Genomic DNA, 24,280 nt, shown 5'->3' with positions numbered 1-24,280 from the left:
GGGCGGTGTTCGGCCCTGTACGCATCCTTGGAAGGAACTCGGTGTCGCAGATGAATCGCAGGCGGGCGCTCCAACTGTTGGCCGCGCTCGGTACCACCGGGTTCGTCGCCGCGTGTGGCTCAGACGGTGACGCCGATCCGAGCGCCAACCGGGGCCCGATCAAGATCGGTTTGATCACGCCGCAGGCTGGTGGTTTCAAGAGCATCGGCGACGACATCACCAATGGCTTCCAGCTCTTCCTCGACCTTCACGACCAGCGGCTGGGCGGCCACCCCGTGGAGCTGCTGACCGCCGACGAGGGCGACACCGCGAAGACGGGCAAGGCTGCCGTCGAGGGCCTGCTCAAGCAGGGCGTGCTGGCACTCACCGGCGTGGTCAACTCGGCGGTGATGGTCGGCATCCGGGACACAGTGGAGCAGGCCCGGGTCCCGCTGATCGGCTCCAACGCCTCACCGAGCAGCCTGCAGAGCGTCTTCTACATCTGGCGGACCTCGTACGTGCTCGACGAGGCTGGCAAGGCGCTGGGCCGCTACCTGCGCGACCAACTGCCGGCGAACGGCCGCATCGCGATCATCATGCCGGAGAACGTCGGCAGCCCCGACGTGGTCCGCGGCTTCCGGCAGGAGTTCGGCGCGACCGACCCGCGGATCGGCGACCCGGTGACCTACACCAACGCCACCTCCAACCCCGGCAAGACGACGTACGCCTCCGACATCACCAAGGCGCTGGCCAAGAAGCCCACAGCGGTCTTCTGCTTCTTCGCCGGAGCGGCAGCTGTGGAGTTCATCAAGCAGCTGCGCGAGAGGTTCGCCGGGCCGATCTACGCACCCGGCTTCCTCACCGAGGGCACCGTGCTGGAGAACCTGAAGGACAACGCGCTGGGCATCCAGACCGCGCTGAACTACTCGGCCGACCTGAACAACACGTCGAACCGGGTCTTCGCCTCGGCGTACCGCAAGAAGTACCAGGTCACCCCCACCACGTACGCGATGGCGTCGTACGACGCGGCGCAGGTGCTCGACCAGGCCATCCAGCTGACCGGTGGGAAGCCCACGCCGCAGCAGGTCAACCTGGCCCTGGGCAAGATCGGCCAGATCGACAGCCCGCGCGGCATCTGGCAGTTCAACCAGCCGCGTACCCCGCAGCAGAAGTGGTACCTGCGCGAGGTGCAGCGCGACGGTCAGGTCATGTCGAACGTGCTGATCAACGAGCTGGCCACGCTGGGCTGAACGCCCACCCGGAGCACGATTCGGGGCCGGTCTCCCAGTGGGAGACCGGCCCCGAGACGTTCGCGGGTCAGTGCCGCAGCTCGGCGATGCAGCACTTCACGCTGCCGCCGCCCTTCTTCAGCTCGGCCAACTCGACCGGGACCGGGGTGTACCCGGCCGCCTTGAGCTTGCCGGCCAGCCGGGTGGCCTCGCTGTTGAGCACCACGTTCGCGCCGTCGCTGACCAGGTTGAGCCCGAAGGCCATCGCGTCCTCGTCGTCGGCGATCACCGCGTCCGGGAAGAGCTGGGTGAGCACCCGCTGGCTGGCCGCGGAGAACGCGCCCGGGAAGTAGACGACGTTCGCGTCGTCGATGGCCGCGAGCGCAACGTCCAGGTGGTAGAAACGGGGGTCGATCAGGCGCAGCGACACCACCGGACGACCCAGCGCCTCCTGCGCCTCCGCGTGGGCGGGAATCTCGGTACGGAAGCCGTGCCCGGCCAGGATGAGCCCGCCGTGCGCCTCCGGCACGTACGCGAAGTCGCCCTCACCCTCGTTTGTCTCGCTGGGTGCGATGAACCGCCAGCCCTGCGCCTCGTAGAAGGCGTGGTGGGCGACGGCCTCGGCGGCCCGCTGTTCGTGCTTGAACCGGGCGCCGTAGACGCTGCCGTCCACCACGAAGCCGCCGTTGGCGGCGTAGACCATGTCGGGCAGGCCCTGCTCGGCGGTGAGCAGGTGCACGTCGTGGCCGAGGCCGACAAGCGTCTCGCGCAGCCGGTCCCACTGCTTGACGGCCAGGCCCCGGTCGACCGGGGTGGTCACGTCCATCCACGGGTTGATCGCGTACTCGACCGCGAAGTATTCCGGCGAGCACATGAGATATGTCCGCTTTCGCGGGAAACGCTGCTGGTTCACGGTCACCAAGAGTAGGTACCGTGGAACTTTGAAAACAGCCACAAGCGTTGCTTCCCAGAGGCGGAACGTTGCAGATAGATGCGGTAGACCAGCGGATCATTGCGTTACTCGTCGCGGACGCCCGTGCGTCGTACGCCGACATCGGTGCCCGGGTGTCACTCTCCGCCCCAGCGGTCAAACGTCGCGTCGACCGACTGCGCGCCACCGGTGTGATCAGGGGATTCACGGCCGTCGTTGATCCGGCCGCCGTCGGCTGGACCACGGAGGCCTTCGTCGAGTTGTTCTGCGCCGGGCGGACCACCCCGGCGCAGATCGGCGTGGCCGCCCGCCGACACCCCGAGGTGGTCGGCGCGTACACCGTCTCCGGGGAGGCGGACGCACTCGTGCACCTGCGCGCCGCCGACATCGCCCACCTGGAGGCGGCACTGGAGCGGCTGCGTGCCGAGTCCTTCGTGACCTCCACCCGCAGCACCATCGTGCTCTCCCGGCTGGTCGAATCGCCCGGCGTCGGCCCGTCCGCCGGCGCCTCTTGACCTCAACCCAGGTTGAGGAGATGGACTGGCCCCGAGTGGGCGAGGCAGCCCATCGGGGCCGAGGGGGCTGTCATGCGGGCGATCTGGTTACGTGAGTTCGGCGGGCCCGAGGTGCTGGTGCCCGGCCCCGCGCCCGACCCGGTTCCCGGTCCCGGCCAGGTGCTGATCGACGTCGCGCACGCGAACATCACCTTCATCGAGACGCAACTGCGCGCCGGTCACCCCGGCCCGTTCCGCCTCACCCCACCGCTGATCCCCGGCAACGGCGTCGGCGGAGTGATCACGGCTGTCGGGTCGGACGTCGACCCGACGCTGGCCGGGCAACGGGTGGTCACCGCCACCGGAGGTTCCGGCGGTTACGCCGAACGCGCGGCAGTGGACGCCTCGGCGACGATCGCGGTACCGGCCGGGTTGGCTCTGGACGAGGCGGTGGCACTCCTGGCCGACGGGCGGACCGCCACCATGCTGATCGAGGCGGTCGGTGTCCGCCCGGGTGACCGGGTGCTGGTGGAGGCCGCGGCCGGCGGCGTCGGCAGCCTGTTGGTGCAGCTCGCGGTCCGGGCCGGGGCCCGGGTGATCGGCGCGGCCGGTGGGCGACGCAAGGTGGACCTGCTACCCGGCCTGGGCGCCGAGCTGGCCGTCGACTACCTGCTGCCGGAGTGGGCCGAGCAGGTCCGCGCTGCGGTGGGCGCTGTCGACGTGGTGTTCGACGGGGTCGGTGGTTCGGTGGCCCGGGCCGCCTTCGACCTGCTCCCCCCGGGCGGCCGGATGGTCAGCTTCGGGCTGGCGAGCGGCGAGTGGTCCCCGGTTTCGGCGGAGGCGGCCACGGCACGGCAGGTCATCCTGGTCCGCCCGGACGTGCCACCGGCCCGGCTGCGGACGTACACCGAACAGGCCCTGGCGGACGCGGCGGCCGGCCAGGTACGACCGCTCATCGGCCAGCGTTTCCCACTGGAACGCGCCGCCGACGCGCACGCCGCCATCGAGGCGCGCGCGACGGTCGGCAAGACCCTGCTGGACGTGGCCTGATCGGGATCAGAGGTACATGCCGGTGCGGTGCTCCGACTCGTCGCGCCGGACCGGCTTGTCACCCTCACCGAAGAACCGCTTGCCGCCGAACTCGCCGTGCAGACGGTCGTCCAACTCGTCGGCGAGACCGGTCATCACCTGCACGGCCAGCATCAGATGGGTCGCCTGGAAGTTGCGGCCGAACACCGGGATGGACGCCCACACCGTGTCGTCGGCGCAGTAGAGGCGGCCGATCGGCATCCGGTTCGTCAGTTCGGAGAGCTTGACGTAGAGCCGCTCGGTCGGTTCCACCTCGGTGAGCACCGGGGAGAAGACGTCCACCAGGGGCGGATTGTCCCGCACCCGCACGAAGACCATCGCCGAGCCGGCGCGGATGGTGATGTCGCCGTCCGAGTCGATCTGCAACCGGTCGGTGTCCGACTTCAACATGGTGGAGACCACGGTGCGGACCCGGTCGGCCAGGTCGAGCACGTCGTCCCGCTCGACCTGCGCGGCGGCCGCCTCGGCCAGCGCCTCCTCCAGGTCCGCCTCGACGTCGGCGTCCGGACCGAACTCGCTACGGGCGGTGCCCAGCGCGTCCACGGCCAACGGCTCGCCCTCGGCGTCGTGCACCAGATAGACGAGGAACGCCGGGTGCGGAGCACCGTAGACGTCCCGCAGCGTGCGGGAGAGCAGCGTGGCGACCTGCGTCGACTCGGCCGTCGTGGCGTTCAGCCCGAAGGAACCGCCGGAGCCGGCGACCACCCCGGGCGGGGACCAACCGAGCGCGACCATGTCCGCCACCGCGCCCCGGTCCAGTCGGTAGCCCGCCGGCAGAGCGGCGTTGCCGACCGCGCGGGCGGACAACACCCGGTCCGCGTCCACGTCGACGCTTATCGAATAGACGGCGTCCCCGGTGCCGGAGGCGGTGGGGTCCAGGGTCACGTCGAGGTGCGCGCCGACGGGAAGTTCCCGCAGCCGTACGGCGAGCGCGCGGGCGAACTCCCGCCACGCCTCGGTCACCTTCGCCCGCAGGTCGGTGGTGCTGGGCTCGTCGAGCAGGATCGATTCCGCCGGCTCAGTCGAAGCACCGGGCAGCTCACCGTGCGGCGCCGAGGGGTGGTCAGCCGTCATGATCGCCTCCGTCCGTCACGATCACCCTACCCACGCCGCCTGTTGGCCGAATCAGCCCGGACCGGGATCGGACAGCGGCGGTCAGGAAGCCGTCGGGTCCGCGGGGTCGGCGCCCAGCTCGACCGGCCAGGCGCCCGCCAGCGCGCTGAGCCGGGCCGCGGCGTCCGCCGGGTCCGCGCCCCGGCCAACCGCCAACCCGAAGAGGTACGCGGTGACCGGCGCACCCGGACGCAACACCTGGTGGGCGACGTCCCGGGCCAGGTCCAGCACCGCCGGCACCGGCACCGCGGCCGGGTCCAGATCCAGCTCGGCGCACACCGCCGTGACCCAGTCGTCCATCACCGTCATCGCGCCCACTCCTCCGCCCGGCGTACGTCCTCGTCAGTGTCGCAGTCGAACCACGGCGGCGGGCCCTCGCCGGACCAGGCCACCTCCCGCACGACGAGACCGGCCAGCAACGCCCGGACCGGCGCTCCGGACAGGCTGCCGCCCCGCTCGACCGTCAACCGGTGCACCGCCGCCCGCAGCGCGGCGACCCGCCAGACACCGCAGAGCGACTGCCGCCGCCCGTCCCCGTCCACGAAGCACGCCCCGTCCGGCCCTCGCTCGCCGTCGAGGCCACTGCGGGCCGGTCGCGCCGGAGCGAGACCGCCACCCGGCGGTTCGGTGTCCGGGGTCTTCCGGTCGAGGTGCTTCAGCAGTTCACCGATCGCGGCGCGGGTGAGCAGCGGCAGGTCGGCAGCGAGCAGCGCGACCACACTGACGTCGGGATCCAGCAGCGCCAGGCCGGCCGCCGCCGCGGCGACCGGACCTCCGCCGGGCGGGTCCTCACGGACGACCCGCACACCCGCCGGCACGGCGTCGGCCGCACCGACCAGCACCCGCGGCGTCGCGTCGCTGACGGCGGCCAGCACCCGGTCACGCATCGGCCGGCCACCAACCGGAAGCGCGGGCTTGTCGAGCCCGCCCATCCGTCGGGCGGCCCCACCCGCGAGCACCACTGCGGCGTACGTCCTCACCCGGCCACCGTAGCCGTGCCGGCGCTCGGTCGCGCGCGCTCAGGCCCGATCAAGACTCTCACCCCGGCCCCTCCGACCCTGCTGGTCCACCCCCTCGCCCCGGTGCCGCCCCTCGCCCCGGTGATCATGGAGTTATCGGTCGACACGCCGACGACACGCGCGGACAACTTCATGATCAACACGTGGAGGTGGGTATGGGGGTGGGGGTGCCGGCGGGGGGTGGAGGATGGCGGGATGGGACGGGCAACTGATCGACGGGGCGTACTCCGGATCGACCTGGACGCGGCGACCGCCGGGCGCGGGTCGGTCCGCCGACCGGACACGCTGGCCGTGGAGGAGCCGCTGGAGATCCGGGTCGGCGCGGCCGGCCCCGGCCGACGCCAACCGCTCGCCGTCACCATGCGTACTCCCGGCGACGATCTGGACCTGGCAATCGGGTTCCTGCTGACGGAGGGGCTGATCCGGTCGACCGACGACGTGTTGACCGCGCAACTCTGCGCCGGCGCGGAGACGCCGAACACGTACAACGTGGTGGACGTGGTGCTCGCCCCCGGCGTACCGGAACCGACCACCGACCCGTCCCGGAACTTCTACACGACCAGCTCCTGCGGGGTCTGCGGCAAGGCCAGCATCGACGCGGTACGCACCCGGTCGCTCTTCCCGGTCGCGGCGGATCCGCTCAGCGTGCCGGCCACGCTGCTCGCCGAGCTGCCCGACCGGTTACGCGCCGCCCAGCGCGGCTTCGATCGGACCGGCGGGCTGCACGCGGCGGGGCTGTTCACCCCCGACGGTGAGCTGGTGGTGCTCCGGGAGGACGTGGGCCGGCACAACGCCGTGGACAAGGTGATCGGCTGGGCCGTGCGGGAACGCCGACTGCCGCTCGCCGGGCACCTGCTGCTGGTCTCCGGGCGGGCGAGCTTCGAACTGACCCAGAAGGCGTGGATGGCGGGGTTGCCGCTGCTGGCCGCGGTGTCCGCCCCGAGCACCCTCGCCGCCGAACTGGCCGACGAGGCGGGCATGACACTCGTCGGCTTCCTGCGCGGACGGACCATGAACGTCTACACCGGGCCGCACCGGATCACAGTGGAGCAGCCAGCCTGACCCGAGCGGCCCGTCAGCGACCGATCCGGTCGATCAGGTCGAACAGGGCCAGCCGTGCGGCGGCATCACGGGCGATCAGGATACCGGCGATGCCGAGGATCCAGCCCAACGCGCTGCCCGCCTTCGTGACGATCCAGGTGTTCAGGCGGGCCAGCACCGGCTCGACCAGTCGCGGGCGGGCCACCCTGGCACCCAGCAACAACACCGCCGGCAGCACCATGACCAGGCAGTACCCGGTGAGCAGCGCCACCACGCTCGCCGCTCCCACCCCCGAGGTGGCCAACAGACCCACCGCACCGAGGTACGGAAGCATGGTCGCCACCTCGGCGAGCGCCGCGAGCAGCGCCAGCCCGACCAACCAGCGGGCCGAGGAATCTCCGGCGGTGGCCCGGTCCCGCCAGCGCAACACACCACCGGTACGGGGACGCCGCTTGCCGTCGTAGCGGAAGCTGAGCGCCAGCATTCCCACGCCCAGGACGAGTTGTGCCCAGAGGACGCCCCGGTTGTCCAGGGCGCCGCCCAGCGCGTCGCCCAGCCTGCTGCCTCCCCAGACCAGCAGCAGCCCGACCCCGAGGTAGAACACCGCGATGGTGGCGAGGTAGCCCAGGATCCGCCGGACGTTGACCGGCCCGGGGGCGAGCAGCAACCAGACCGGAATGAAGAGGGTGCCGATGCTGGTGCTGTCGATCAACGCCAGCCCGGCCAGCGACAGCAGCAACTCGGGGGTCATGTCGTACCAACGCGGAGAACGATCACGAGATCATTCTCCGGCGGCGGTGAGCCTGCCGCGTCGGCCGTGGACAGGAGCAACGCGTACATCCTTCGACGGAGGGCGTGCAGGCCCGCATCGCCGACGCCGTCGCGAACCGTCGAAGGCCGCCGAGGTCCTGGGCCGCGACGAGGGCGACCTCTGGCCCGACCTGTTCAAGCGGCGGGGTGTTTCGGTATCGGGGACACCCCGACTTCCAGGAAGCCGAGTCGATCCTCGATCTACCGAGAAGCCGCCGGCTATGCGGCTACGATCTCGACGGCACCGCGGGAGATCTTTACGTCGAACTCCATGCCGGTGCCCTTGGAGAGCTTGACGAGGGTCGCGATCGACGGCGGCTGGTCGCCCGACTCCAGTCGCGCGATGACTGACTGGGTCATCCCCACCTTGCGAGCGAGCGCGGTCTGGGTCAGCTGGTTCTCGGTGCGGTATCCCACGATGCGGAGCGCGACCTCACGCGCGAATGCTGTCCGATCCCACTCTGCGCGGAACACCGGGTCCTGACGGCTGACATCGCCGATGACCTGCTGCGAGGTCTTGAGTTCGGAACGTTTCATCACTCCGCCTCCACGTCCTTGATCCTTCGCTCTGCGGCTGCGACGGCCCGGGCGAAGTTCCGCTGACTGACGCTGGCTTCTGGGCCGAGGCTCTCCAGCTTTTCGACGGCGTGTCCGATTGCCGCCTGCTCGATCGCGGGTATGGCTCGCAGTTCGGGCACGGCCTCTGGGTGGAAGAGGACTGACCAGAGCCGACTATAGCGAAATTGCGATACGGCTGCTGCGGAGTCTCCCGCATCTGGCTCGTCAGCGGCGGCCACGTCGGCTCCGTTTGCGGGGCCGGATGACACCAGGCATGCCGACCGACGGCCAGCCGTCCAACTCGGCAGGGGGCACGCCCCGCCGGAGCAGGTCGTCCAGCAGCAGGGCGAGCGAGTAGTCAGGGTGCAGGCTCAGCGTGCGTTCGAGCGCGACCGCCGCCAACGCGCCCTGTCCGGCGCGCCAGGCGGCGAACGCCAGCAGCGCACCCGGCGCGGCGGCCACCTCCGGCTCGGCTCGGCGCAGCACGTCGGTCCAGAGGGCGATGTCCCGGTCCCGGCCGTCGGTGCGTTCCCACGCGTGATCGCGGACCGGCAGGTGGGTCATCAGCAGGCTCAACCAGGCCGCCTCGTCGTCGTCGAGCCGCTCACCACGCCGCTGCCGGCGCTGGGCCTCGCGGACCGCCGCCACCCCGGCGGCGCGCAGTGCACGCGCCCCGAGCAGGTCGCTCTCGGGTGCCTGCTCGATCAGCTCGGTCAGTCTCAGCTCGGCGCGGGCGGTGGCCGTGCGGGCCGCCTCCCGGGCCGGGCCGTCCACCGGTGCCACCTGCGCCACCAGGGCGGCCCGGTCGGGGAGTGCGACCTGACCGGCGAAGATCGCCGAGGCGGTCACCCGGTTGACGGTCGGGTCGTAGCGGCGCCCCTCGGGCGGGCAGCAGTCGGGCTCGGTGCAGAGGTAGGACCACCAGCGGCCGTCGGTCACCCGCAGCGCGTCGAGCACGTGCAGCCCGAAGTCGTTCAACGCGTCGCGCACCGCGTCCACGGCCGGGGTGACCCGCTCCGGTTGCCCGTAACCCACAACCGTGGCGGCCTCGGCGCCCTGCCGGCGGATCACACCAGCCAGGTGCACGGCCAGCCCGCCCAGCTCGGTCGGCTCGGGCAGGTCCGCGCGGGCGGCGAAGACGATCTGTCGGCCGACCAGCGCCACGGCGACCACGCTGTCGGTGGGATGAAAGCCGAGCAGGTACGGCACAGCGGCGATCAGGTCGGCGGGTGAGCGGACGGCGAGCTGAGGGCGTTCGGTCGAGGTCATGTCGGAAGCCTGCGGCGGGCGTACCAGGCCCTGCCACCCCTGTGGACGACACGCGGCTTATCCACAGTTACTGAACGTGTTTTCCCTGCTCGCGCCACACCTGCGGGTGCGGAAAGAGCGCCGATGTCGTCGGGCGACACCTGGCTGTCGTAAGGAGCGGTTACCGTGCGCTGATGGACCTGGCGTACCTGCGCGCGCATCCGGCACACCTACCGACCTTCCGGACCCATCAGCGGCTCCGGGAGACGCCGGTCGCCGGTGGAAACATCTGCGCGGCCGCCCGGCTCACCCTCGACGACGGCCACTCCGTCTTCGCCAAGTCCTGGCCTGAAGACGCCGACCGACCGCCGCCGGAGGGCTTCTTCGCCGCCGAGGCCGCCGGCCTGCGCTGGCTGCGGGAGGCGGGCGCGGTCGGCGTACCCGAGGTGATCGTGGTGTTGCCGGAGCTGCTGGCGCTCGACTGGGTGGAACCCGGCGAACCGACGCCGGAGGCCGCGGAGCGCTTCGGCCGGGAGTTGGCCGAGCTGCACCGGGCGGGCGCAACCGCCTTCGGTGCCACCTGGCCCGGGTTCATCGGCTCGCTCCCACAGGACAACACCCCCACCGGCGGGCGCTGGTCGACCTGGTTCGCCGAGCGACGCCTCGCCCCCTACCTGCGACGCTCGGTCGACGGTGGCGCGCTGACCAGCGCCGATGCCGCTCTGGTCGAGCAGGTGATCGGCCGCCTCGACGGGCTCGGCGGCGACGAGCCGCCCGCGCGCATCCACGGCGACCTGTGGCCGGGCAACGTGCTGTGGGGGGCCGACGACCGGGCCTGGCTCGTCGACCCGGCAGCGCACGGTGGGCACCGGGAGACGGATCTCGCCCAGCTCGCCCTCTTCGGCGGCATCCCCCACCTGGATCGGGTGCTGGCCGCCTACCAGGAGAGTTGGCCGCTACCGGACGGCTGGCGTGAGCGCGTGCCGTTGCACCAGCTGCACCTCCTGCTAGTGCACACCGCACTCTTCGGCGTCAGCTTCCGAGATGTGGTCGTCCAGACCGCCCGTGGCGTCCTGAGCCGGGCCGAGCGCGCTACGGTCGACAGGTGAGCGTCGCCCCGGGGACCGACGCCGTCCTCGTCGACCGGTACGGCCGTGTCGCCCGGGACCTGCGCGTGTCCCTCACCGACAAGTGCAACCTGCGCTGCACCTACTGCATGCCGGCGGAAGGTCTCCCCTGGCTGGCCGGCCCCGAGTTGCTGACCGACGAGGAGATCGTCCGGTTGGTCCGGGTGGCTGTCGAGCTGCTCGGCGTGACCGAGGTGCGGTTCACCGGCGGTGAGCCGCTGATCCGACCCGGGCTGGTCGAGATCGTGACGGCGGTCGCCGCCCTCGAACCCCGCCCACGGGTCTCGCTGACCACCAACGGCATCGGCCTGGACCGGCTGGCCCCGGCGTTGCGGGCCGCCGGCCTGGACAGGGTGAACGTCTCACTGGACACCCTGGACCCGGACCGGTTCACCAAGCTCACCCGCCGCCCCCGTCTCGACGCGGTGCTGGCCGGGCTCGCCGGGGCGGCGGCCGCCGGGCTCAGCCCTGTGAAGATCAATTCGGTGTTGATGCGTGGCGTCAACGAGGACGAGGCGCCGGCGCTGCTCCGCTTCGCCCTCGACCACGACTACCAGCTACGGATCATCGAGCAGATGCCGTTGGACGCCCAGCACGGCTGGGCCCGCGACACCATGGTCACCGCCGAGGAGATCCTGGCGTCGTTGCGTACCGTCTTCGATCTGAGCCCCGACCCGGCCGAGCGCGGCGCGGCACCGGCGGAGACCTGGCTGGTCGACGGAGGCCCCGCCCGGGTCGGTGTAATCGCCAGCGTCACCCGCCCCTTCTGCGGGGACTGCGACCGCACCCGGTTGACCGCCGACGGTCAGGTCCGCGCCTGCCTCTTCGCCACGGAAGAGTCGGATCTACGCGCCGCGCTGCGCACCGGCGCGGACGACGGCGAGTTGGCCCGGCGCTGGCGTGCCGCGATGTGGGGCAAGCGCGCCGGGCACGGCATCGACGACCCCACCTTCCTCCAGCCGACCCGCCCGATGTCCGCGATCGGAGGCTGAGCGTGGAGGGGCCACAGCTGACCATCCGCTACTTCGCCGGCGCCCGCGCCGCCGCTGGTCGCGCCGAGGAGGCCATCCCCGCCGGGCGGTCACTCGACGACCTCACGGCCGAGCTGACCCGGCGCCACGGCGACCGGCTCGCCGGGGTGCTGCGGGTGGCGAGTTTCCTCGTGAACGGCGTCACCTGTCATGATCGTCAGGCACCCCTACCGGCCGGGGCCACGATCGATGTCCTGCCCCCGTTCGCGGGCGGCTGAGGGAGGCGCACGCAATGATGGCGGTTCTGGGGTTCGTGGCTGTCCTGGCGCTGGTCACCGGTCTCATCCACCTCTACCTGTGGAAGCGGCTCGTTCGGGACACCACCACGCCGGGCCGTTGGCGACGGGTCGGTGGGATCGCCGCCCTGGTGCTGGCCCTGCTCGTGCCGGTCACCCTCGCCGGAACGCAGGCCGGGCTCTACTGGCTCGCCTGGCCGGGCTACCTGTGGCTCGCGCTGATGTTCTACCTGCTGGTCGTACTGGTCGTGCTGGAAGTCCCGATGCTGGTCGCCCGGCTGGTGCTGCGTCGCCGGGTGGTCGCCGCGGAGCCCACCACCGCCGCGCCCGAGCCGGTGCTGGTCGGTGCCGCCGGCCCGACCGAGCCGCCGGCCGCCGGCGCCGTAGCGGCACCGGACCACGACCCGTCCCGTCGGTTGCTGCTGGCCCGTGGGGCGGCCATCTTCGCCGGCCTCACCGCCACCGGCGTCACCGGGTACGGCATCCGCACGGCGCTGGGCCCACCTCACCTCGACCGGGTGCGGATTCCGCTGGCCAAACTCCCCCGCAGCATGGACGGTCTGCGCATCGCCACCGTCTCCGACATCCACCTCGGCCCGCTGCGCGGGCGGGCACACACCGAGCGGATCGTCGCCGCGATCAACCGGCTCGACGCGGACATCGTCGCGGTCGTCGGTGACCTGGTCGACGGCTCCGTGGCCGAACTCGGCTCGGCCGCCGCGCCGCTGCGCGACCTTCGCTCCCGCTACGGCAGCTTCTTCGTCACCGGCAACCACGAGTACTACTCCGGCGTGGAGGAGTGGGTCCAGGAGGTCGACCGGCTCGGTCTGCGGGTGCTGCAGAACCGGCGGCAGGAGATCCAGGCCCGGGGCGGTGTGCTCGACCTGGCCGGCGTGAACGACCTCACCGGGGCGGGCACCGGCCTCGCCGCCGGGCCGGATTTCGCCGCCGCCCTCGGTGACCGCGACCCGAGTCGACCCGTGGTCCTGCTCGCGCACCAGCCGTTGGCGGCCAAGGAGGCAGCCCGCTACGGCGTCGACCTGCAACTGTCCGGGCACACCCACGGTGGGCAGATGGTGCCGTTCAACCTGGCCGTCAGGCTGGAGCAGCCGGTGGTCAGCGGGCTCGGCGAGGTCGACGGCACCAAGGTCTACGTGACCAACGGCGCCGGTTTCTGGGGGCCTCCGGTCCGGGTCGGGGCGGAGCCGCAGATCAGTCTGGTCGAGCTGCGCTCGGCATAGCGGAGGTCACGTACGCGCGTGGCGGCGGGTGGCCGGCGCGACGGGCGTGACAGGATGCGGCGTGCCCCCGTTCAGCGCCGTACCCCCCGGTGGCCTACCGCCATTCGTCGCGGACCTGCACATCCACTCGAAGTACTCGCGCGCGTGCAGCCGTGACCTCACCCTGCCGAACCTCGCGTGGTGGGCCCGGCGTAAGGGCATCGGCCTGCTCGGCACCGGCGACTTCACCCACCCCGCCTGGTACGACCACCTGCGGGAGACGCTGCGCCCGGCCGAACCGGGGCTCTACCGGCTCGACCCGGAGGCGGAACGGGACCTCGCCCGACGGCTGCCACCCCGACTCGCGCCGAACGCGGAGGCGGACCCGGTCCGTTTCATGCTGAGCGTGGAGATCTCCACCATCTACAAGCGGGACGACCGGACGCGCAAGGTGCACCACCTGATCTACCTGCCGGATCTGGACGCGGTGGCCCGGTTCAACACCGCGCTGGGCCGGATCGGCAACCTCGGCTCCGACGGCCGGCCGATCCTCGGACTGGACTCCCGCGACCTGCTGGAGATCACCCTGGAGGCCAGCCCGGACGGATATCTGGTGCCGGCACACATCTGGACTCCCTGGTTCTCCGCGCTGGGTTCGAAGTCCGGCTTCGACGCGATCGCGGACTGCTACGCCGACCTGGCCGGGCACGTCTTCGCCGTGGAGACCGGGCTCTCCTCCGACCCGGCCATGAACTGGCGGGTCGGCAGCCTGGACGGCTACCAACTGGTGTCCAACTCGGACGCGCACTCGCCGCCGGCGCTCGGCCGCGAGGCGACAGTGCTGACCGCCGAACGGGACTACTTCGCCGTTCGGGAGGCGCTGCGTACGGGTGACGGCCTGGCCGGCACCATCGAGTTCTTCCCGGAGGAGGGCAAGTACCACGCGGACGGGCACCGGCTGTGTGGGGTCAACTGGTCTCCGGAGCGCACCCGGGCCGCCGGCGGGCGCTGCCCCGAGTGCGGCAAGCCACTCACCGTGGGCGTCCTCAGCCGGATCGAGGAGCTGGCCGACCGCCCGGACGGGCACCGGCCGGCGCACGCCCGGGACGTCACCCACCTGGTGCCGCTGGCCGAGATCCTCGGCGAGATCAACAAGGTGGGGGCCCGGTCGAAGAAGGTCGAGGGGCGGCTCAACGAGCTGCTGGCCGCACTCGGCCCCGAGCTGGAGATCCTGACCGCGACGCCGCTGACCGAGATCGCGCAGGCCGGTGGTGAGCTGCTCGCGGAGGGCATCGGACGGCTGCGGCGCGGCGACGTCCGCCGGGTGCCCGGTTACGACGGCGAGTACGGCGTGATCACGCTCTTCGACAGGGCCGAGTTGGGCGCGCAGGAGACGCTGTTCGACGTACCGGTGCCGGCGCAGCGGCGACCCGCGGAGCCGGCTCCCCGGGTTCCGGCCAAGCGCCCGGCGGCGGCCAAGGCGGAGCCGAAGCGGAAGCCGGTCCCGGCGCCCGCGCGGCCGATCGCGTCGCCGCCGTCTCCGCACGAGCCGTTCGAGCCGATGCTCTCCGGCATGGAGGAGGTCGGCACCGGCCTGCTGGACCGACTGGACGCCATGCAGCGGGTGGCCGCCTCCGCACCCGGCGGTCCGCTGCTCATCGTGGCCGGTCCGGGCACCGGCAAGACCAGGACGCTCACCCACCGGATCGCGTACCTCTGCGCGGAGCTGAACGTCTTCCCCGAGCACTGCCTCGCGATCACGTTCACCCGCCGGGCCGCCGAGGAGCTGCGGCACCGGCTCGACGGCCTGCTCGGCCCGGTCGCCGAGGACGTCACGGTGGGTACGTTCCACGCTCTGGGTTTGACCATCCTGCGGGAGAACGCCGGCGCGGCGGGTCTCCCGGCCGACTTCCGGATCGCCGACGACGCCGAGCGGGCGGCGGCCCGCACCGAGGCCGGCGACGACAGTGCCGCGTACGTGTCGCTGCTGCGCAAGCAGGACCTGGTCGACCTGGACGAACTGGTGACCCTGCCGGTGGAGCTGCTGCGGGCCGACCGGAAGTTGGTCGAACGGTACCGGGACCGCTGGCGGTGGATCTTCGTCGACGAGTACCAGGACGTCGACGAGGTGCAGTACGAGCTGCTGCGGCTGCTCAGCCCCGCCGACGGCAACCTCTGCGCGATCGGCGACCCGGACCAGGCCATCTACTCGTTCCGGGGTGCCGACGTCGGCTACTTCCTGCGCTTCTCCGAGGACTTCACCGACGCCCGACTGGTCCGGCTCAACCGCAACTACCGGTCGTCGGCCCCGATCCTGGCCGCCGCCGTGCAGGCCATCGCGCCGTCCTCGCTGGTCCGGGGCCGGCGACTGGACCCGGCCCGGCTCGACCCGGAGGCCCCGCTGGTAGGGCGCTACCTGGCGGCGTCAGTGGCCGAGGAGGCCGACTTCGTGGTGCGTACCGTCGACGACCTGGTCGGCGGGTTGTCGCACCGTTCACTGGACTCGGGCCGCATCGACGGCCGGTCCACCTCGCTGTCGTTCTCCGACATCGCCGTGCTGTACCGCACCGACGCGCAGGCCGCCCCGATCGTGGATGCCCTGACCAGGGCGAACATCCCCGTGCAGAAGCGTTCCCACGACCGGCTGCGGGATCGGCCCGGGGTGGCGGCCATCGCCCGCGAGCTTCGGCACGCCGACGGTCTGGCCGGCTCGCTTGCCGCCCGGGTGCGGCTGGCCGGTCAGGTGGTCGCGGAACGGTTCGCCGTGCCCACCCTGGACGGCGCCAGCAGCGCGGTCCGTCCCGAGGACGTCCGCTCGGCAGTGGACCTGCTGACCCCGCTGGCCCGACGCTGCGGTGACGACCTGGAGGCCTTCCTGTCGCAGTTGGCCACCGGCGCGGAGGTGGACGCGCTCGACCCGCGCGCCGAGGCGGTCACGCTGCTCACCCTGCACGCCGCGAAGGGCCTGGAGTTCCCGGTGGTCTTCCTGGTCGGTGTCGAGGACGGGCTGTTGCCGTTGCGCTGGCCGGGCTCGACGCCCGACGAGGACGCCGTCGCCGAGGAGCGCCGGCTCTTCTTCGTCGGCGTGACCCGGGCTCAGGACCGGCTGTACGTCAGTCACGCCGCCCGCCGCACCCGGCACGGCGCCGAGCGCGACTGCGCCCCGTCACCGTTCCTCAACACCATCGACCCCGGCCTCTTCGAACGCTTCGGCGAAGCCGAACCCCGCCGCCCCAAGGACCGCCAACTCCGCCTGATCTAACCGCCGGTCCCCTCATGCTCCGTCGATCTTGCACTTTCGGTCGTCGTTGTGCGAGGGATGCACCTTATGTCGGCGCAGAAACGGCAAGATCGACGAAGTTGGGGGCGGGGGCGCGTCAGGTGAGGAGGGGGGCGAGCCAGGCGCCCACCAGCAGGGCCGGGCCGAGGGGCAGCAGGGTGTTCCGGTGCACCTTTCGGGCGGCGAGCAGGCCGAGCACCAGACCGCCGTGCAGCACGTGCGGCAGGAGCAACCCGGTCAGCAGGGCTTCCCACCCCAACCAGCCGAGCGGCAGGCCGAGGACGGCGGCGAGTTTCACGTCCCCGAAACCCAGCCGTGAGCCGGGCAGCAGGGCCAGCAGCACGTGCGCCGCGCCCGCGACCGTCGCGCCTCCCAGCGCGCCGAGCAGCCGGCCGGGAGTGCCGGCCAGCAGCGCCGCGGTGGTCAGCCCTCCAAGGGCCAGCAGCCCGGCGACGAGGACCAACGGGTCGGGCAGCCGCAGACAGGCCAGGTCGACCCGCGCCAGCACCAGACCGACCGCCGCGACCGCGAGGATGACCGGCAGCGCCGGGTCGTCACCCACGGCGACGGCAAGGCCGACAAAGACGCTGGCCGCCACCATCGGGTCGACCCAGGGCCGCCGGACCGGACGCGGCGGTGGAAACGCCAGTGGCCGCGGGTCCGCTGTGGCGAAGCGCCGCGACACCAGGGGTACGACGAGGCCGACCAGCGCGCCGAGCAGCGCGATCGACACCAGCGCGGTGGCCGACATGGGCCGGACGTTACTGGCGGTCGCGCACCGGGGTGTCCCCCGATCGTGAGCCCGTGCCCGTCCGACGCGGCCGTTCGGTGGTCACCACCAGGGCGACCCCGGCGACGATGACAGCACCGCCGAGCAGCACCTGCGGGGTGATCGGCTCGGCCACCAGCAGCGCGCCGAGCGCCACCGCGACCGCCGGGTTCACGTAGGCGTACGTCGACACCAGCGAGATCGGCGCGTTGTGCAGCAGCCAGACGTACGCGGTGAAGGCCACCAGCGAGCCGGCCACCATGAGGTAACCCAGCGCCAACCAGGACCGGGTGCTCACCGCCGCCGGGTGGAAGTCGGCCAGTTCGCCCCGACCGGCGGCGACTGCCACCAGCACCAGCGCGCCGGCCATCATCTCGTACACCGTGGCCACGAACGGGTCGGCGGGCATCCGGATCCGTCCGGACAGGAACGACCCGACCGACCAGGAGGTGGCCGCCGCCACCACTGTCAACGCCCCGACCAGCGGTACCGCTGCCGAACCACCGCCCGGCAGCACCAGCAGGATGAGGCCGACGAAGCCCACTGTGACCCCGGCGAACGTCCAGATCGGCGGCCGATCCCCGGTGGCCGAGCGCAACAGAACCACCAGCAACGGCACCGTGGCCACCAGCAGCGCGGCGATCCCGGACGGCACCGCCACTCCCGGCGGCCCCGATTCGGCGAGCACCACCAGGCCGTTGCCGGCGGCGAGCAGAAGCACCCCGACCAGCGCGGCCGAGCCGAGTTGCCGTCGGTCCACCCGCAGCGCGCCGGGGCCTCGACGCAGTCGCAGCACCACCGCCAGGACCAGGCCGGCCACGGCGAACCGGAGCGCGGCCGACAGCAGCGGAGGCATCGTCTCCACGGTGATCCGGATGGCCAGATAGGTCGACCCCCAGAGCACGTAGACCACGATCAACGCTGTCCAGATCACTGTCGGCGTGCTGCTGGCACGACGGCCGGCGAGGGCCGTGGCGCTCGGTGGAGGTGAGCTCATCAGTGGACCACGCTACGGTGACCCCGGAGCCCGCGTCGCGCTTTGGTGGCCGGCCTCTCACCACTCGTGCAGGAGGGCGGCATGACGAACTACGGACAACCGGGGAGCGGCCACCCAGGGCCGTGGCGTGGGCAAAGACCCGACGAGACGCCCGGTCGACCGGCGCAACAGCCCTACCCGCCCGCGGCGGAGCCCTACCCGCCCGCCGGCCCGTCGTACCCGCCCGCACCGCAGGGACGACCTGGGCCGTACGGGGGCCCACCCAACCCGCCCTACGGTGCGGCGCCCGGCGCGCCCTACGGCGGCGGGACCGATACGCCCTACGGCCACGAGCCCCGCACGCCCTACGGCGGCTCGTACCAGCCGGCCCCGCCGACCCCGACGTACGGCGGGCAGCCGTACCGGCCCGGCGACCCGTACGGCGAGGATCCGGCGCCGAGCCGGCGCGGGCGGGGGCCGCTGATCGTGGTACTGGCCGTCGTACTGCTGGTGGTCGCCGTCGCCGGGGCGTTCTGGTTCCGCCGTGGGCAGAGCGACCCGGCGCCGGCAGCCGCGCCGAGCAACTCGGCCGTCGCCGGTGAGCCCAGCGCGGACGCGGTCGAGCCGGCGCCGAGCGCCGCCGCGCCGGAGTCGTCGGCCGATCCCCGCTTCGCGAAGGTCGGTCAGTGCGTCCGCAACGACGGCACCGCCGGCGGCAAGCCGAAGCTGCTGATCAGCGGCTGTACCGCGAAGTCGTACGAGGTGCTGAGCCGGATCGACGGCCCGACCAGCGGCGAGCGGGACGCCGAGGCCAAGTGCGGCAAGGTCGAGGGCTACACCAACTGGTATTTCTTCGACAGTGAGCTGGACACTCTCGACTTCGTCCTCTGCCTCAAGCAACGCTGAGACCACCCACCCCCGGGGATGACATGACGACCTACGGACCTGCGGGTTCCGACCAGCCGGACGATCCGTACCAGCGCCCGCCCAACGAGCCGGACAGCTCACCACCGGTCGACCCGACAGTGCCCCAGTGGAGCACCCCGCCGGCCGCTGACGACCCTACCCGCCAGCAGTGGGGTCCCCCGCCGACCGGCGCGGAGCCACCGACGGCACCCATGTGGGCGCCGCCGCCCACCAATCCGGAGCCGCCGACCACGCCGATGTGGGCGCCGCCGCCTGCCTCGGGCCCGGAGCACCCGCCGCCCGGCCCGTTCCCACCGCCCGGCCCGTTCCCACCGGCCGGGCCGTACCCACCGGCGGGCCCGATGCCCGGTCAGCCGGCCGGGCCGATGCCGGGTCAGCCACCCGCGCCGTGGGGGCAGCAGCCTCCCGGCGGCTACGGGATGCCGCCCGTCGCGCCGGCGAAGAAGACCGGCCGCAACGTCGCCCTCATCATCACCGTGGTGGTGCTGCTCGTGCTCTGTCCGTGTCTCGGCCTGGCCGGATGGGCGGTCTGGAAGGTGGCCGACGCTGGCAGCGACGCGGCGCGTACCCCGTCGACGAGTGCCCCGGGCGTTCCACCCGCGCTGCCCACCGACGCCCCGACGTCGGCCGCCCCGACTCCGGGCGAGGAGTTCGCCAGGGGTGACTGCGTGGTGAACGACGGCAGTGAGAGCGACGCGGACCTTCGCAAGGTGCCCTGCGGCCCGAACACCTATCAGGTGCTGCTGCGAATTCCGGCGACCACGGACGGCGACCGGTGCGAGACGCTCGCGCCACAGGCGACCGCGAACTACGTGCACGACAACTCGGTCGACCTGTTCGACTACGTGCTCTGCCTGAAGAAGCGCTAGCCCGATCTGGCCGATCGCTGGTCCGATTGCCAAAACTAGGGCTGTCTAGCGTCCACGCTAGACAGCCCTAGTTTGTGGTCGACGGGTCTCGACACGCCGGTAGCCGCATCTATCCATGTCTAGCCTCGCAGCTAGATGGCCCGATAATCTGCGATGCGTGGATCCGGTCCGCAACCCGTACGCGCCAGGCGCCGGTCAGCGTCCGCCCGAACTTGCCGGGCGGGGGCGGGAGCTGGACGTCTTCGACATCGTGCTCGAACGCATCGCCCGGGGTCGACCCGAGCGCAGCCTGATGCTCACCGGGCTGCGTGGCGTCGGCAAGACGGTCCTGCTCAACACGCTCCGGTCGCAGGCGATCAACCGACTCTGGGGCAGCGGCAAGATCGAGGCTCGACCCGACCAGTCGTTGCGCAGGCCGGTCGCCGCCGCACTGCACATGGCGGTCCGGGAGCTCGCCCCCCGCCACCGCGCACCGGACCGGATCGACGCGTTCCTCGGCGTCCTCAAGGCGTTCGCCCAGCGATCCAACCCGACCGGCCGGGCCGGTGCCGCCACCAAGCTGCGCGACCGGTGGCAGCCCGGCATCGACGTGCCGGCCGCCAGCGGCCGAGCCGACTCCGGCGACATCGAGATCGACCTGGTCGAGCTGTTCAGTGACGCCGCCGCCGTGGCCAGTGACGTCGGCACCGGCATCGCCATCTTCATCGACGAGATGCAGGATCTCGGCCCGGAGGACGTGTCGGCGCTCTGCGCCGCCTGCCACGAGCTGTCCCAGCTCGGCGCGCCGCTGATCGTCGTCGGCGCCGGCCTTCCGCACCTGCCGGCCGTGCTCAGCGCCGCCAAGTCGTACTCCGAACGGTTGTTCCGCTATCAACGCATCGACCGGCTCGACCGGATCGCCGCCGACCGGGCGCTCTGCGCGCCCGCCGAGCGCGAGGAGGTCGAGTACGAGCCGAAGGCACTCGACCTGCTCTACGAGAAGTCCGGCGGCTATCCCTACTTCGTCCAGGCGTACGGCAAGGCCACCTGGGACCACGCCCCACGCTCGCCGATCACCGCCGCCGATGTGCGGGTCGCCGCGCCCGAGGCGGAGGCCGAGCTGGCGGTCGGGTTCTTCGGTTCCCGGTTCGAACGGGCCACTCCCGCCGAACGCGAGTACATGCGGGCGATGGCCATGATGTCCGCGGTCGAGGGCGAGCCCGGCGCGGTGGTCCGCGACGACATGGACGCCGCGGTGCCCACCGCGGAGATCGCCCGTGCCCTCGGCCGCAAGCCGGCCAGTCTGTCCCCGGCCCGGGACGCGCTGATCAAGAAGGGGCTGATCTACTCCGGTGAGCGGGGCACCGTCGCCTTCACCGTCCCGCACTTCGGCCGGTACCTGCGGACACAGCCGGCCTGACCCCCCGCCGATCGCGTCGACCCGGTCAGACCTTCGACCAGGGCGCCGGAAAGAGCACCTCACCGCGCGGCGGGCGGCCCTCCTCGCTGGTGGACGGCGGCAGCACCAGCGCCTGCCAGGGCTCACCGAGGCCGGCCCACGGGCCGGTCAGGCCCAGTTCACTCGCCGGGCCGAACCCGAACCGGCGGTAGAAGACCGGGGCACCGAGGACGACGACGAGCCGCTCGCCCAGCTCGGTGGAGGCGTCCAGGGCGGCCTGCACGACCGCCGTGCCGTGCCCGACACGCTGTCGGTGCGGCGCGACCGCCACCGGGCCGAGGGCCAGGACGGGCACGTCCGGGCCGCGCTCCGGCCGCAGCCGCACCCGGGTGAGCAGCGCGTAGCCGACCACCTCACCGCCGTACTCGGCGACCATGGCCAACTCCGGCAACCAGGCGGTGGTGTCGCGTAGCTCGTCGACGAGGCTGACCTCGGGTGGCGTCGCCACGTCCGGGCGGGCGAAGGCGGCGGCCAGTACGCGGCGGACCGGGCCGGCGTCGGCCGGGTCCTCGGGGCGTAGCCGCAGCGTGGTCACCCGCGCGACGTTACCCGCCAGCGCCCGTCCATCCGTGACGGTCGCTCGATTCGGCGTGGCGTACGTGTACGAACACCAATCCGATCCTGCGGTTGACGGGGTAGCAAACGTCGCGACGGGGTATGACTGATCCATGACGCCCGTACGCTCCCTCGCCCGCGCCATGCTGAGCGGCATCTTCGTGGTCAGCGGGTATCGCAACTTACGCGACCCCGGTCGGCTCGCGGTGGCCGCCAAACCGGTGACCGACAAGGTCGCACCCGTGCTCAAGAAGGCACACCCGAGCTTCCCCACCGAGACCGAGACGTTGATCCGGCTCAACGCGGCCGTGCAGGTCAGCGCCGGTCTGATGCTGGCCACCGGCCGGTTCAGTCGACCCGCGGCGCTGGTTCTGGCCGGCACGCTGGTGCCGGTGACCATCGCCGGGCATCCCTTCTGGAACAACGACGACCCGATCGCCAAGAACAACAATCAGATTCACGTCCTGAAGAACCTCGGGCTCCTCGGCGGTCTGCTGCTGGCCGCGGCGGACACCGGCGGCAAGCCGGGTCTGCGGTGGCGGACGGGCCACCGCATCGGCCACTCTCGACGTTCCATGCAACGCGCCGTCCGAACGGCCCGCCGCGAGGCCCGAATCGCCGTCCGCTCCGCGTCCACCGCACGTCGACTCCCCGGCTGACCTGCGTCGATCCGTCTGCGTCCCACCCCCACCCCTCGCTAAGGCCACGAATTACCTGAACCACCCGGTAGGCGTTAACGCGGTGGAAATGTCAAAAACATGTGTGGGATCGGACACGGTCGCATAACGCGGGAGGCACTGACGTGAGGCGCCGTTCTAGGCTCCGTGCAGGACCTGGACGGGTAGGACGACCTTGGTACGGGGGTGGCCACGCCATGCCGACGGATGTCGGTAGACGGGCGGACCGCCTCGCCCCAATCCAACGTGTGTCACGCGGCATCGACCGTGTGACGCGCGGGATCGATCGCAGAAACGTCGTACGGGGCGCCATAGTGGCCGCCGTCGCCTATGCCGCATGGCTTGCCATCGGCACCTTCGGGCGGCCGTACAACTTCTTCGACATGAAGATCTACCACGGTGCCGTGGTGTGGTGGGCGAGCGGTCACGAGCTCTACGAGTTCATCGCGCCCGAAACCACACTCGGGTTCACCTATCCGCCCTTCGCCGGGCTGGTCATGCTGCCGATGGCGCAGCTGCCGATCGGCGCGGCCGGCCTGGTCAACGCCGCCGCCAGCATCGCCGCCCTGGCGCTGGTGCTGGCCGGGCTGCTCCGACCCATCGTGGATCGACTCGGGTGGCCACTGTGGTTCACGGTGGCCCTGGCGGTGCCGCTCGCGGTCGCCATCGAGCCAGCTCGGGAGACCCTCGGCTACGGCCAGGTCAACATCCTGCTGTTCGCCCTGATCATGGCTGACCTGATCGGCCTTCGCTGGCGGTCCCGCCGGGGCACCCACTACGCCGCCACCGACGGCCCGCTGCTGCGCTTCATCTACGGCGGGGCCTGGGCGGGGGCCGGTATCGGCCTCGCCACAGCGGTCAAGCTCACCCCGGCGCTGTTCATCGCCTACCTGCTGATCACCCGTCAGTGGCGGGTGGCGGCCACCGCCATCGGCACCACGATCGGCGTGACGGTGGGAACCTTCGCGATCGTCGGTGACGAGTCGCGGACCTACTTCGGCAGCGTGCTGTGGCAGACCGAACGGGTCGGCGCGGCGGACATGACGCCCAACCAGTCCCTCGCCGGACTGCTCGCCCGGCTGTACGACTCGATCGAGACCCCGGGGCTGCTGTGGCTCGCCTTCTCGGTGCTGGTCCTGGCGCTGGGCCTGTCCCGGGCGGCCAGTTCCCGCGCCGACGGTGACGAGCTGACCGCCTTCACGTTGGTCGGTCTCACCGCGAACGTGATCAGCCCGATCTCCTGGACCCACCACCTGGTCTGGGTGATCCCGGCGATCATCGTGCTGGCCGACGCCGCCGTGCGTCGCCGCGAGGCGAGCCGGGGGATGCCGCAGCGCACCGGCCAGGGGCCGGCCTTCGGCGGTCTACCCGGGGTCAACGGGCTCCGCCCGCCGATCTGGTACCCGACGCTGACCGGGCTCCGCCACGGCTTCGCCGCGATCGGGCTCTACCTGCTCTTCCTGATCTCTCCGATCTGGCCGTACGAACACCAACTGCCGGAGATGTCGCACTACCAGGACGGCCTGTTCGGGGCACTGATGGAAAACTCGCTCGCCCTCGCGCTGATCGTCCTGGTCGCCGCGCTGCCCTGGCGTCCAGGCGCGGAGCCGGCGTTCTACGGCGACCGGCTCGCCCGGGCCGTGGTGGTCAACGGCCGCCGCTGA

At 71.9% G+C, this 24,280-nt stretch carries 24 protein-coding genes and 1 pseudogene; 14 read left to right on the top strand and 11 right to left on the bottom strand.

Annotation, left to right across the window (positions count from 1 at the left end):
* Window positions 1-41 precede the first annotated feature (41 nt).
* Window positions 42-1,229, top strand: a complete 1,188-nt coding sequence (locus PSH03_RS00745) for an ABC transporter substrate-binding protein (protein ID WP_210787438.1) — start codon at window positions 42-44, stop codon at window positions 1,227-1,229.
* A 67-nt stretch (window positions 1,230-1,296) separates the two neighbouring features.
* On the opposite strand, the gene ddaH is transcribed toward PSH03_RS00745, so the two are convergent.
* Window positions 1,297-2,130 carry a dimethylargininase gene (gene ddaH, locus PSH03_RS00740; RefSeq protein WP_238687948.1) on the bottom strand — a complete coding sequence of 278 codons (834 nt, stop codon included), beginning with the start codon at window positions 2,128-2,130 and terminating at the stop codon, window positions 1,297-1,299.
* Window positions 2,131-2,189: 59 nt separating this feature from the next.
* Here ddaH and PSH03_RS00735 point away from each other — a divergent pair, with 59 nt between their 5' ends.
* Both PSH03_RS00735 and PSH03_RS00730 read left to right on the top strand, forming a co-directional pair.
* Window positions 2,190-2,654, top strand: a complete 465-nt coding sequence (locus tag PSH03_RS00735; protein ID WP_210787437.1) for an Lrp/AsnC family transcriptional regulator — start codon at window positions 2,190-2,192, stop codon at window positions 2,652-2,654.
* A gap of 72 nt (window positions 2,655-2,726) precedes the next feature.
* Complete coding sequence (locus tag PSH03_RS00730) at window positions 2,727-3,683, top strand: zinc-binding dehydrogenase (RefSeq protein WP_238687947.1); 957 nt, start codon at window positions 2,727-2,729, stop codon at window positions 3,681-3,683.
* Between the two features lie 6 nt (window positions 3,684-3,689).
* On the opposite strand, the gene PSH03_RS00725 is transcribed toward PSH03_RS00730, so the two are convergent.
* From PSH03_RS00725 to mobA, 3 genes are all read right to left on the bottom strand, one after another.
* On the bottom strand, window positions 3,690-4,796 hold the full coding sequence (locus tag PSH03_RS00725) for a T3SS (YopN, CesT) and YbjN peptide-binding chaperone 1 (protein WP_210787435.1): 1,107 nt from the start codon (window positions 4,794-4,796) through the stop codon (window positions 3,690-3,692).
* Window positions 4,797-4,877: 81 nt separating this feature from the next.
* The gene (locus PSH03_RS00720; RefSeq protein WP_210787434.1) at window positions 4,878-5,144 is read right to left on the bottom strand and encodes a DUF6457 domain-containing protein; all 267 of its coding nucleotides are present in this window, start codon (window positions 5,142-5,144) and stop codon (window positions 4,878-4,880) included.
* Window positions 5,141-5,767: a molybdenum cofactor guanylyltransferase gene (gene mobA / locus PSH03_RS00715; RefSeq protein WP_372494697.1), complete on the bottom strand. Its 627-nt coding sequence runs from the start codon at window positions 5,765-5,767 to the stop codon at window positions 5,141-5,143. The genes PSH03_RS00720 and mobA overlap by 4 nt, the downstream gene beginning before the upstream one ends.
* 282 nt (window positions 5,768-6,049) lie before the next feature.
* Between mobA and fdhD the strand changes: the two genes are divergently transcribed.
* Complete coding sequence (gene fdhD / locus PSH03_RS00710; protein ID WP_238687945.1) at window positions 6,050-6,916, top strand: formate dehydrogenase accessory sulfurtransferase FdhD; 867 nt, start codon at window positions 6,050-6,052, stop codon at window positions 6,914-6,916.
* A gap of 13 nt (window positions 6,917-6,929) precedes the next feature.
* Here fdhD and PSH03_RS00705 read toward each other — a convergent pair whose 3' ends face one another.
* The 4 genes from PSH03_RS00705 to PSH03_RS00690 all read right to left on the bottom strand — a co-directional run bounded on the left by PSH03_RS00705 (window position 6,930) and on the right by PSH03_RS00690 (window position 9,532).
* Entirely contained in the window at window positions 6,930-7,646 is a 717-nt protein-coding gene (locus tag PSH03_RS00705; RefSeq protein WP_238687944.1) for a GAP family protein, read from the bottom strand.
* Window positions 7,647-7,924: 278 nt separating this feature from the next.
* A complete protein-coding gene (locus PSH03_RS00700; RefSeq protein WP_210787230.1) occupies window positions 7,925-8,242 on the bottom strand; it encodes a helix-turn-helix domain-containing protein in 318 nt (105 codons plus the stop codon).
* Window positions 8,242-8,502: a hypothetical protein gene (locus PSH03_RS00695; RefSeq protein ID WP_238687943.1), complete on the bottom strand. Its 261-nt coding sequence runs from the start codon at window positions 8,500-8,502 to the stop codon at window positions 8,242-8,244. The genes PSH03_RS00700 and PSH03_RS00695 overlap by 1 nt, the downstream gene beginning before the upstream one ends.
* Window positions 8,489-9,532, bottom strand: a complete 1,044-nt coding sequence (locus tag PSH03_RS00690; protein WP_210787234.1) for a DUF4192 domain-containing protein — start codon at window positions 9,530-9,532, stop codon at window positions 8,489-8,491. Before PSH03_RS00690 ends, PSH03_RS00695 begins: the two co-directional genes overlap by 14 nt.
* Before the next feature lie 173 nt (window positions 9,533-9,705).
* Between PSH03_RS00690 and PSH03_RS00685 the strand changes: the two genes are divergently transcribed.
* The 5 genes from PSH03_RS00685 to PSH03_RS00665 all read left to right on the top strand — a co-directional run bounded on the left by PSH03_RS00685 (window position 9,706) and on the right by PSH03_RS00665 (window position 16,387).
* A complete protein-coding gene (locus PSH03_RS00685; protein ID WP_238687942.1) occupies window positions 9,706-10,620 on the top strand; it encodes a fructosamine kinase family protein in 915 nt (304 codons plus the stop codon).
* Window positions 10,617-11,630, top strand: coding sequence for a GTP 3',8-cyclase MoaA (gene moaA / locus PSH03_RS00680; RefSeq protein ID WP_238687941.1), 1,014 nt, complete (start codon window positions 10,617-10,619; stop codon window positions 11,628-11,630). The genes PSH03_RS00685 and moaA overlap by 4 nt, the downstream gene beginning before the upstream one ends.
* A 2-nt stretch (window positions 11,631-11,632) precedes the next feature.
* Window positions 11,633-11,887 (top strand): MoaD/ThiS family protein, encoded by a 255-nt coding sequence (locus tag PSH03_RS00675; RefSeq protein ID WP_238687940.1) that lies wholly within the window; start codon window positions 11,633-11,635, stop codon window positions 11,885-11,887.
* Window positions 11,888-11,901: 14 nt separating this feature from the next.
* Window positions 11,902-13,146: a metallophosphoesterase gene (locus tag PSH03_RS00670; protein ID WP_238687939.1), complete on the top strand. Its 1,245-nt coding sequence runs from the start codon at window positions 11,902-11,904 to the stop codon at window positions 13,144-13,146.
* 61 nt (window positions 13,147-13,207) lie between these two features.
* Window positions 13,208-16,387: a UvrD-helicase domain-containing protein gene (locus PSH03_RS00665; protein WP_238687938.1), complete on the top strand. Its 3,180-nt coding sequence runs from the start codon at window positions 13,208-13,210 to the stop codon at window positions 16,385-16,387.
* A 115-nt stretch (window positions 16,388-16,502) separates the two neighbouring features.
* Here PSH03_RS00665 and PSH03_RS00660 read toward each other — a convergent pair whose 3' ends face one another.
* Window positions 16,503-17,156 carry a prepilin peptidase gene (locus tag PSH03_RS00660; protein ID WP_210787246.1) on the bottom strand — a complete coding sequence of 218 codons (654 nt, stop codon included), beginning with the start codon at window positions 17,154-17,156 and terminating at the stop codon, window positions 16,503-16,505.
* Between the two features lie 10 nt (window positions 17,157-17,166).
* On the bottom strand, window positions 17,167-18,171 hold the full coding sequence (locus PSH03_RS00655) for an EamA family transporter (protein WP_238687937.1): 1,005 nt from the start codon (window positions 18,169-18,171) through the stop codon (window positions 17,167-17,169).
* Between the two features lie 402 nt (window positions 18,172-18,573).
* On the opposite strand from PSH03_RS00655, the pseudogene PSH03_RS00650 reads away from it, so the two are divergent.
* The 3 genes and pseudogenes from PSH03_RS00650 to PSH03_RS00640 all read left to right on the top strand — a co-directional run.
* Window positions 18,574-19,056 (top strand): annotated as a pseudogene (locus tag PSH03_RS00650) (LppU/SCO3897 family protein); the annotation flags it as partial.
* A 440-nt stretch (window positions 19,057-19,496) separates the two neighbouring features.
* On the top strand, window positions 19,497-19,946 hold the full coding sequence (locus tag PSH03_RS32720; protein ID WP_210782186.1) for an LppU/SCO3897 family protein: 450 nt from the start codon (window positions 19,497-19,499) through the stop codon (window positions 19,944-19,946).
* 157 nt (window positions 19,947-20,103) lie between these two features.
* The gene (locus PSH03_RS00640; RefSeq protein ID WP_210782030.1) at window positions 20,104-21,345 is read left to right on the top strand and encodes an ATP-binding protein; all 1,242 of its coding nucleotides are present in this window, start codon (window positions 20,104-20,106) and stop codon (window positions 21,343-21,345) included.
* 25 nt (window positions 21,346-21,370) lie between these two features.
* Here the strand turns inward: PSH03_RS00640 and PSH03_RS00635 are convergent, their stop codons facing one another.
* The gene (locus PSH03_RS00635) at window positions 21,371-21,919 is read right to left on the bottom strand and encodes a GNAT family N-acetyltransferase (RefSeq protein ID WP_238687936.1); all 549 of its coding nucleotides are present in this window, start codon (window positions 21,917-21,919) and stop codon (window positions 21,371-21,373) included.
* Window positions 21,920-22,052: 133 nt separating this feature from the next.
* Here PSH03_RS00635 and PSH03_RS00630 point away from each other — a divergent pair, with 133 nt between their 5' ends.
* Together PSH03_RS00630 and PSH03_RS00625 are read left to right on the top strand one after the other, a co-directional pair.
* Window positions 22,053-22,598, top strand: a complete 546-nt coding sequence (locus PSH03_RS00630) for a DoxX family protein (protein WP_112583895.1) — start codon at window positions 22,053-22,055, stop codon at window positions 22,596-22,598.
* Window positions 22,599-22,813: 215 nt separating this feature from the next.
* Entirely contained in the window at window positions 22,814-24,280 is a 1,467-nt protein-coding gene (locus PSH03_RS00625; RefSeq protein WP_210782034.1) for a glycosyltransferase 87 family protein, read from the top strand.

This window comes from Micromonospora salmantinae (assembly GCF_022230905.1).
GTDB classification, from domain to species: Bacteria; Actinomycetota; Actinomycetes; order Mycobacteriales; family Micromonosporaceae; genus Micromonospora; species Micromonospora salmantinae.
Note: the sequence above shows the minus strand (reverse complement) of the source record. Positions and strands in the feature narration are given on the sequence as shown.

Excerpts from the sequence above, each read along its gene's own strand:
- PSH03_RS00630 (WP_112583895.1), top strand. The coding sequence starts at position 22,053 with ATGACGCCCGTACGCTCCCTCGCCCGCGCCATGCTGAGCGGCATCTTC.
- PSH03_RS32720 (WP_210782186.1), top strand. The coding sequence starts at position 19,497 with ATGCCGCCCGTCGCGCCGGCGAAGAAGACCGGCCGCAACGTCGCCCTC.
- PSH03_RS00730 (WP_238687947.1), top strand. The coding sequence starts at position 2,727 with ATGCGGGCGATCTGGTTACGTGAGTTCGGCGGGCCCGAGGTGCTGGTG.
- PSH03_RS00720 (WP_210787434.1), bottom strand. The coding sequence starts at position 5,144 with ATGACGGTGATGGACGACTGGGTCACGGCGGTGTGCGCCGAGCTGGAT.
- PSH03_RS00660 (WP_210787246.1), bottom strand. The coding sequence starts at position 17,156 with ATGTCGGCCACCGCGCTGGTGTCGATCGCGCTGCTCGGCGCGCTGGTC.
- PSH03_RS00705 (WP_238687944.1), bottom strand. The coding sequence starts at position 7,646 with ATGACCCCCGAGTTGCTGCTGTCGCTGGCCGGGCTGGCGTTGATCGAC.
- PSH03_RS00625 (WP_210782034.1), top strand. The coding sequence starts at position 22,814 with ATGCCGACGGATGTCGGTAGACGGGCGGACCGCCTCGCCCCAATCCAA.
- PSH03_RS00725 (WP_210787435.1), bottom strand. The coding sequence starts at position 4,796 with ATGACGGCTGACCACCCCTCGGCGCCGCACGGTGAGCTGCCCGGTGCT.
- PSH03_RS00655 (WP_238687937.1), bottom strand. The coding sequence starts at position 18,171 with ATGAGCTCACCTCCACCGAGCGCCACGGCCCTCGCCGGCCGTCGTGCC.
- mobA (WP_372494697.1), bottom strand. The coding sequence starts at position 5,767 with ATGGGCGGGCTCGACAAGCCCGCGCTTCCGGTTGGTGGCCGGCCGATG.
- fdhD (WP_238687945.1), top strand. The coding sequence starts at position 6,050 with ATGGGACGGGCAACTGATCGACGGGGCGTACTCCGGATCGACCTGGAC.
- PSH03_RS00690 (WP_210787234.1), bottom strand. The coding sequence starts at position 9,532 with ATGACCTCGACCGAACGCCCTCAGCTCGCCGTCCGCTCACCCGCCGAC.
- PSH03_RS00700 (WP_210787230.1), bottom strand. The coding sequence starts at position 8,242 with ATGAAACGTTCCGAACTCAAGACCTCGCAGCAGGTCATCGGCGATGTC.
- PSH03_RS00685 (WP_238687942.1), top strand. The coding sequence starts at position 9,706 with ATGGACCTGGCGTACCTGCGCGCGCATCCGGCACACCTACCGACCTTC.
- PSH03_RS00670 (WP_238687939.1), top strand. The coding sequence starts at position 11,902 with ATGATGGCGGTTCTGGGGTTCGTGGCTGTCCTGGCGCTGGTCACCGGT.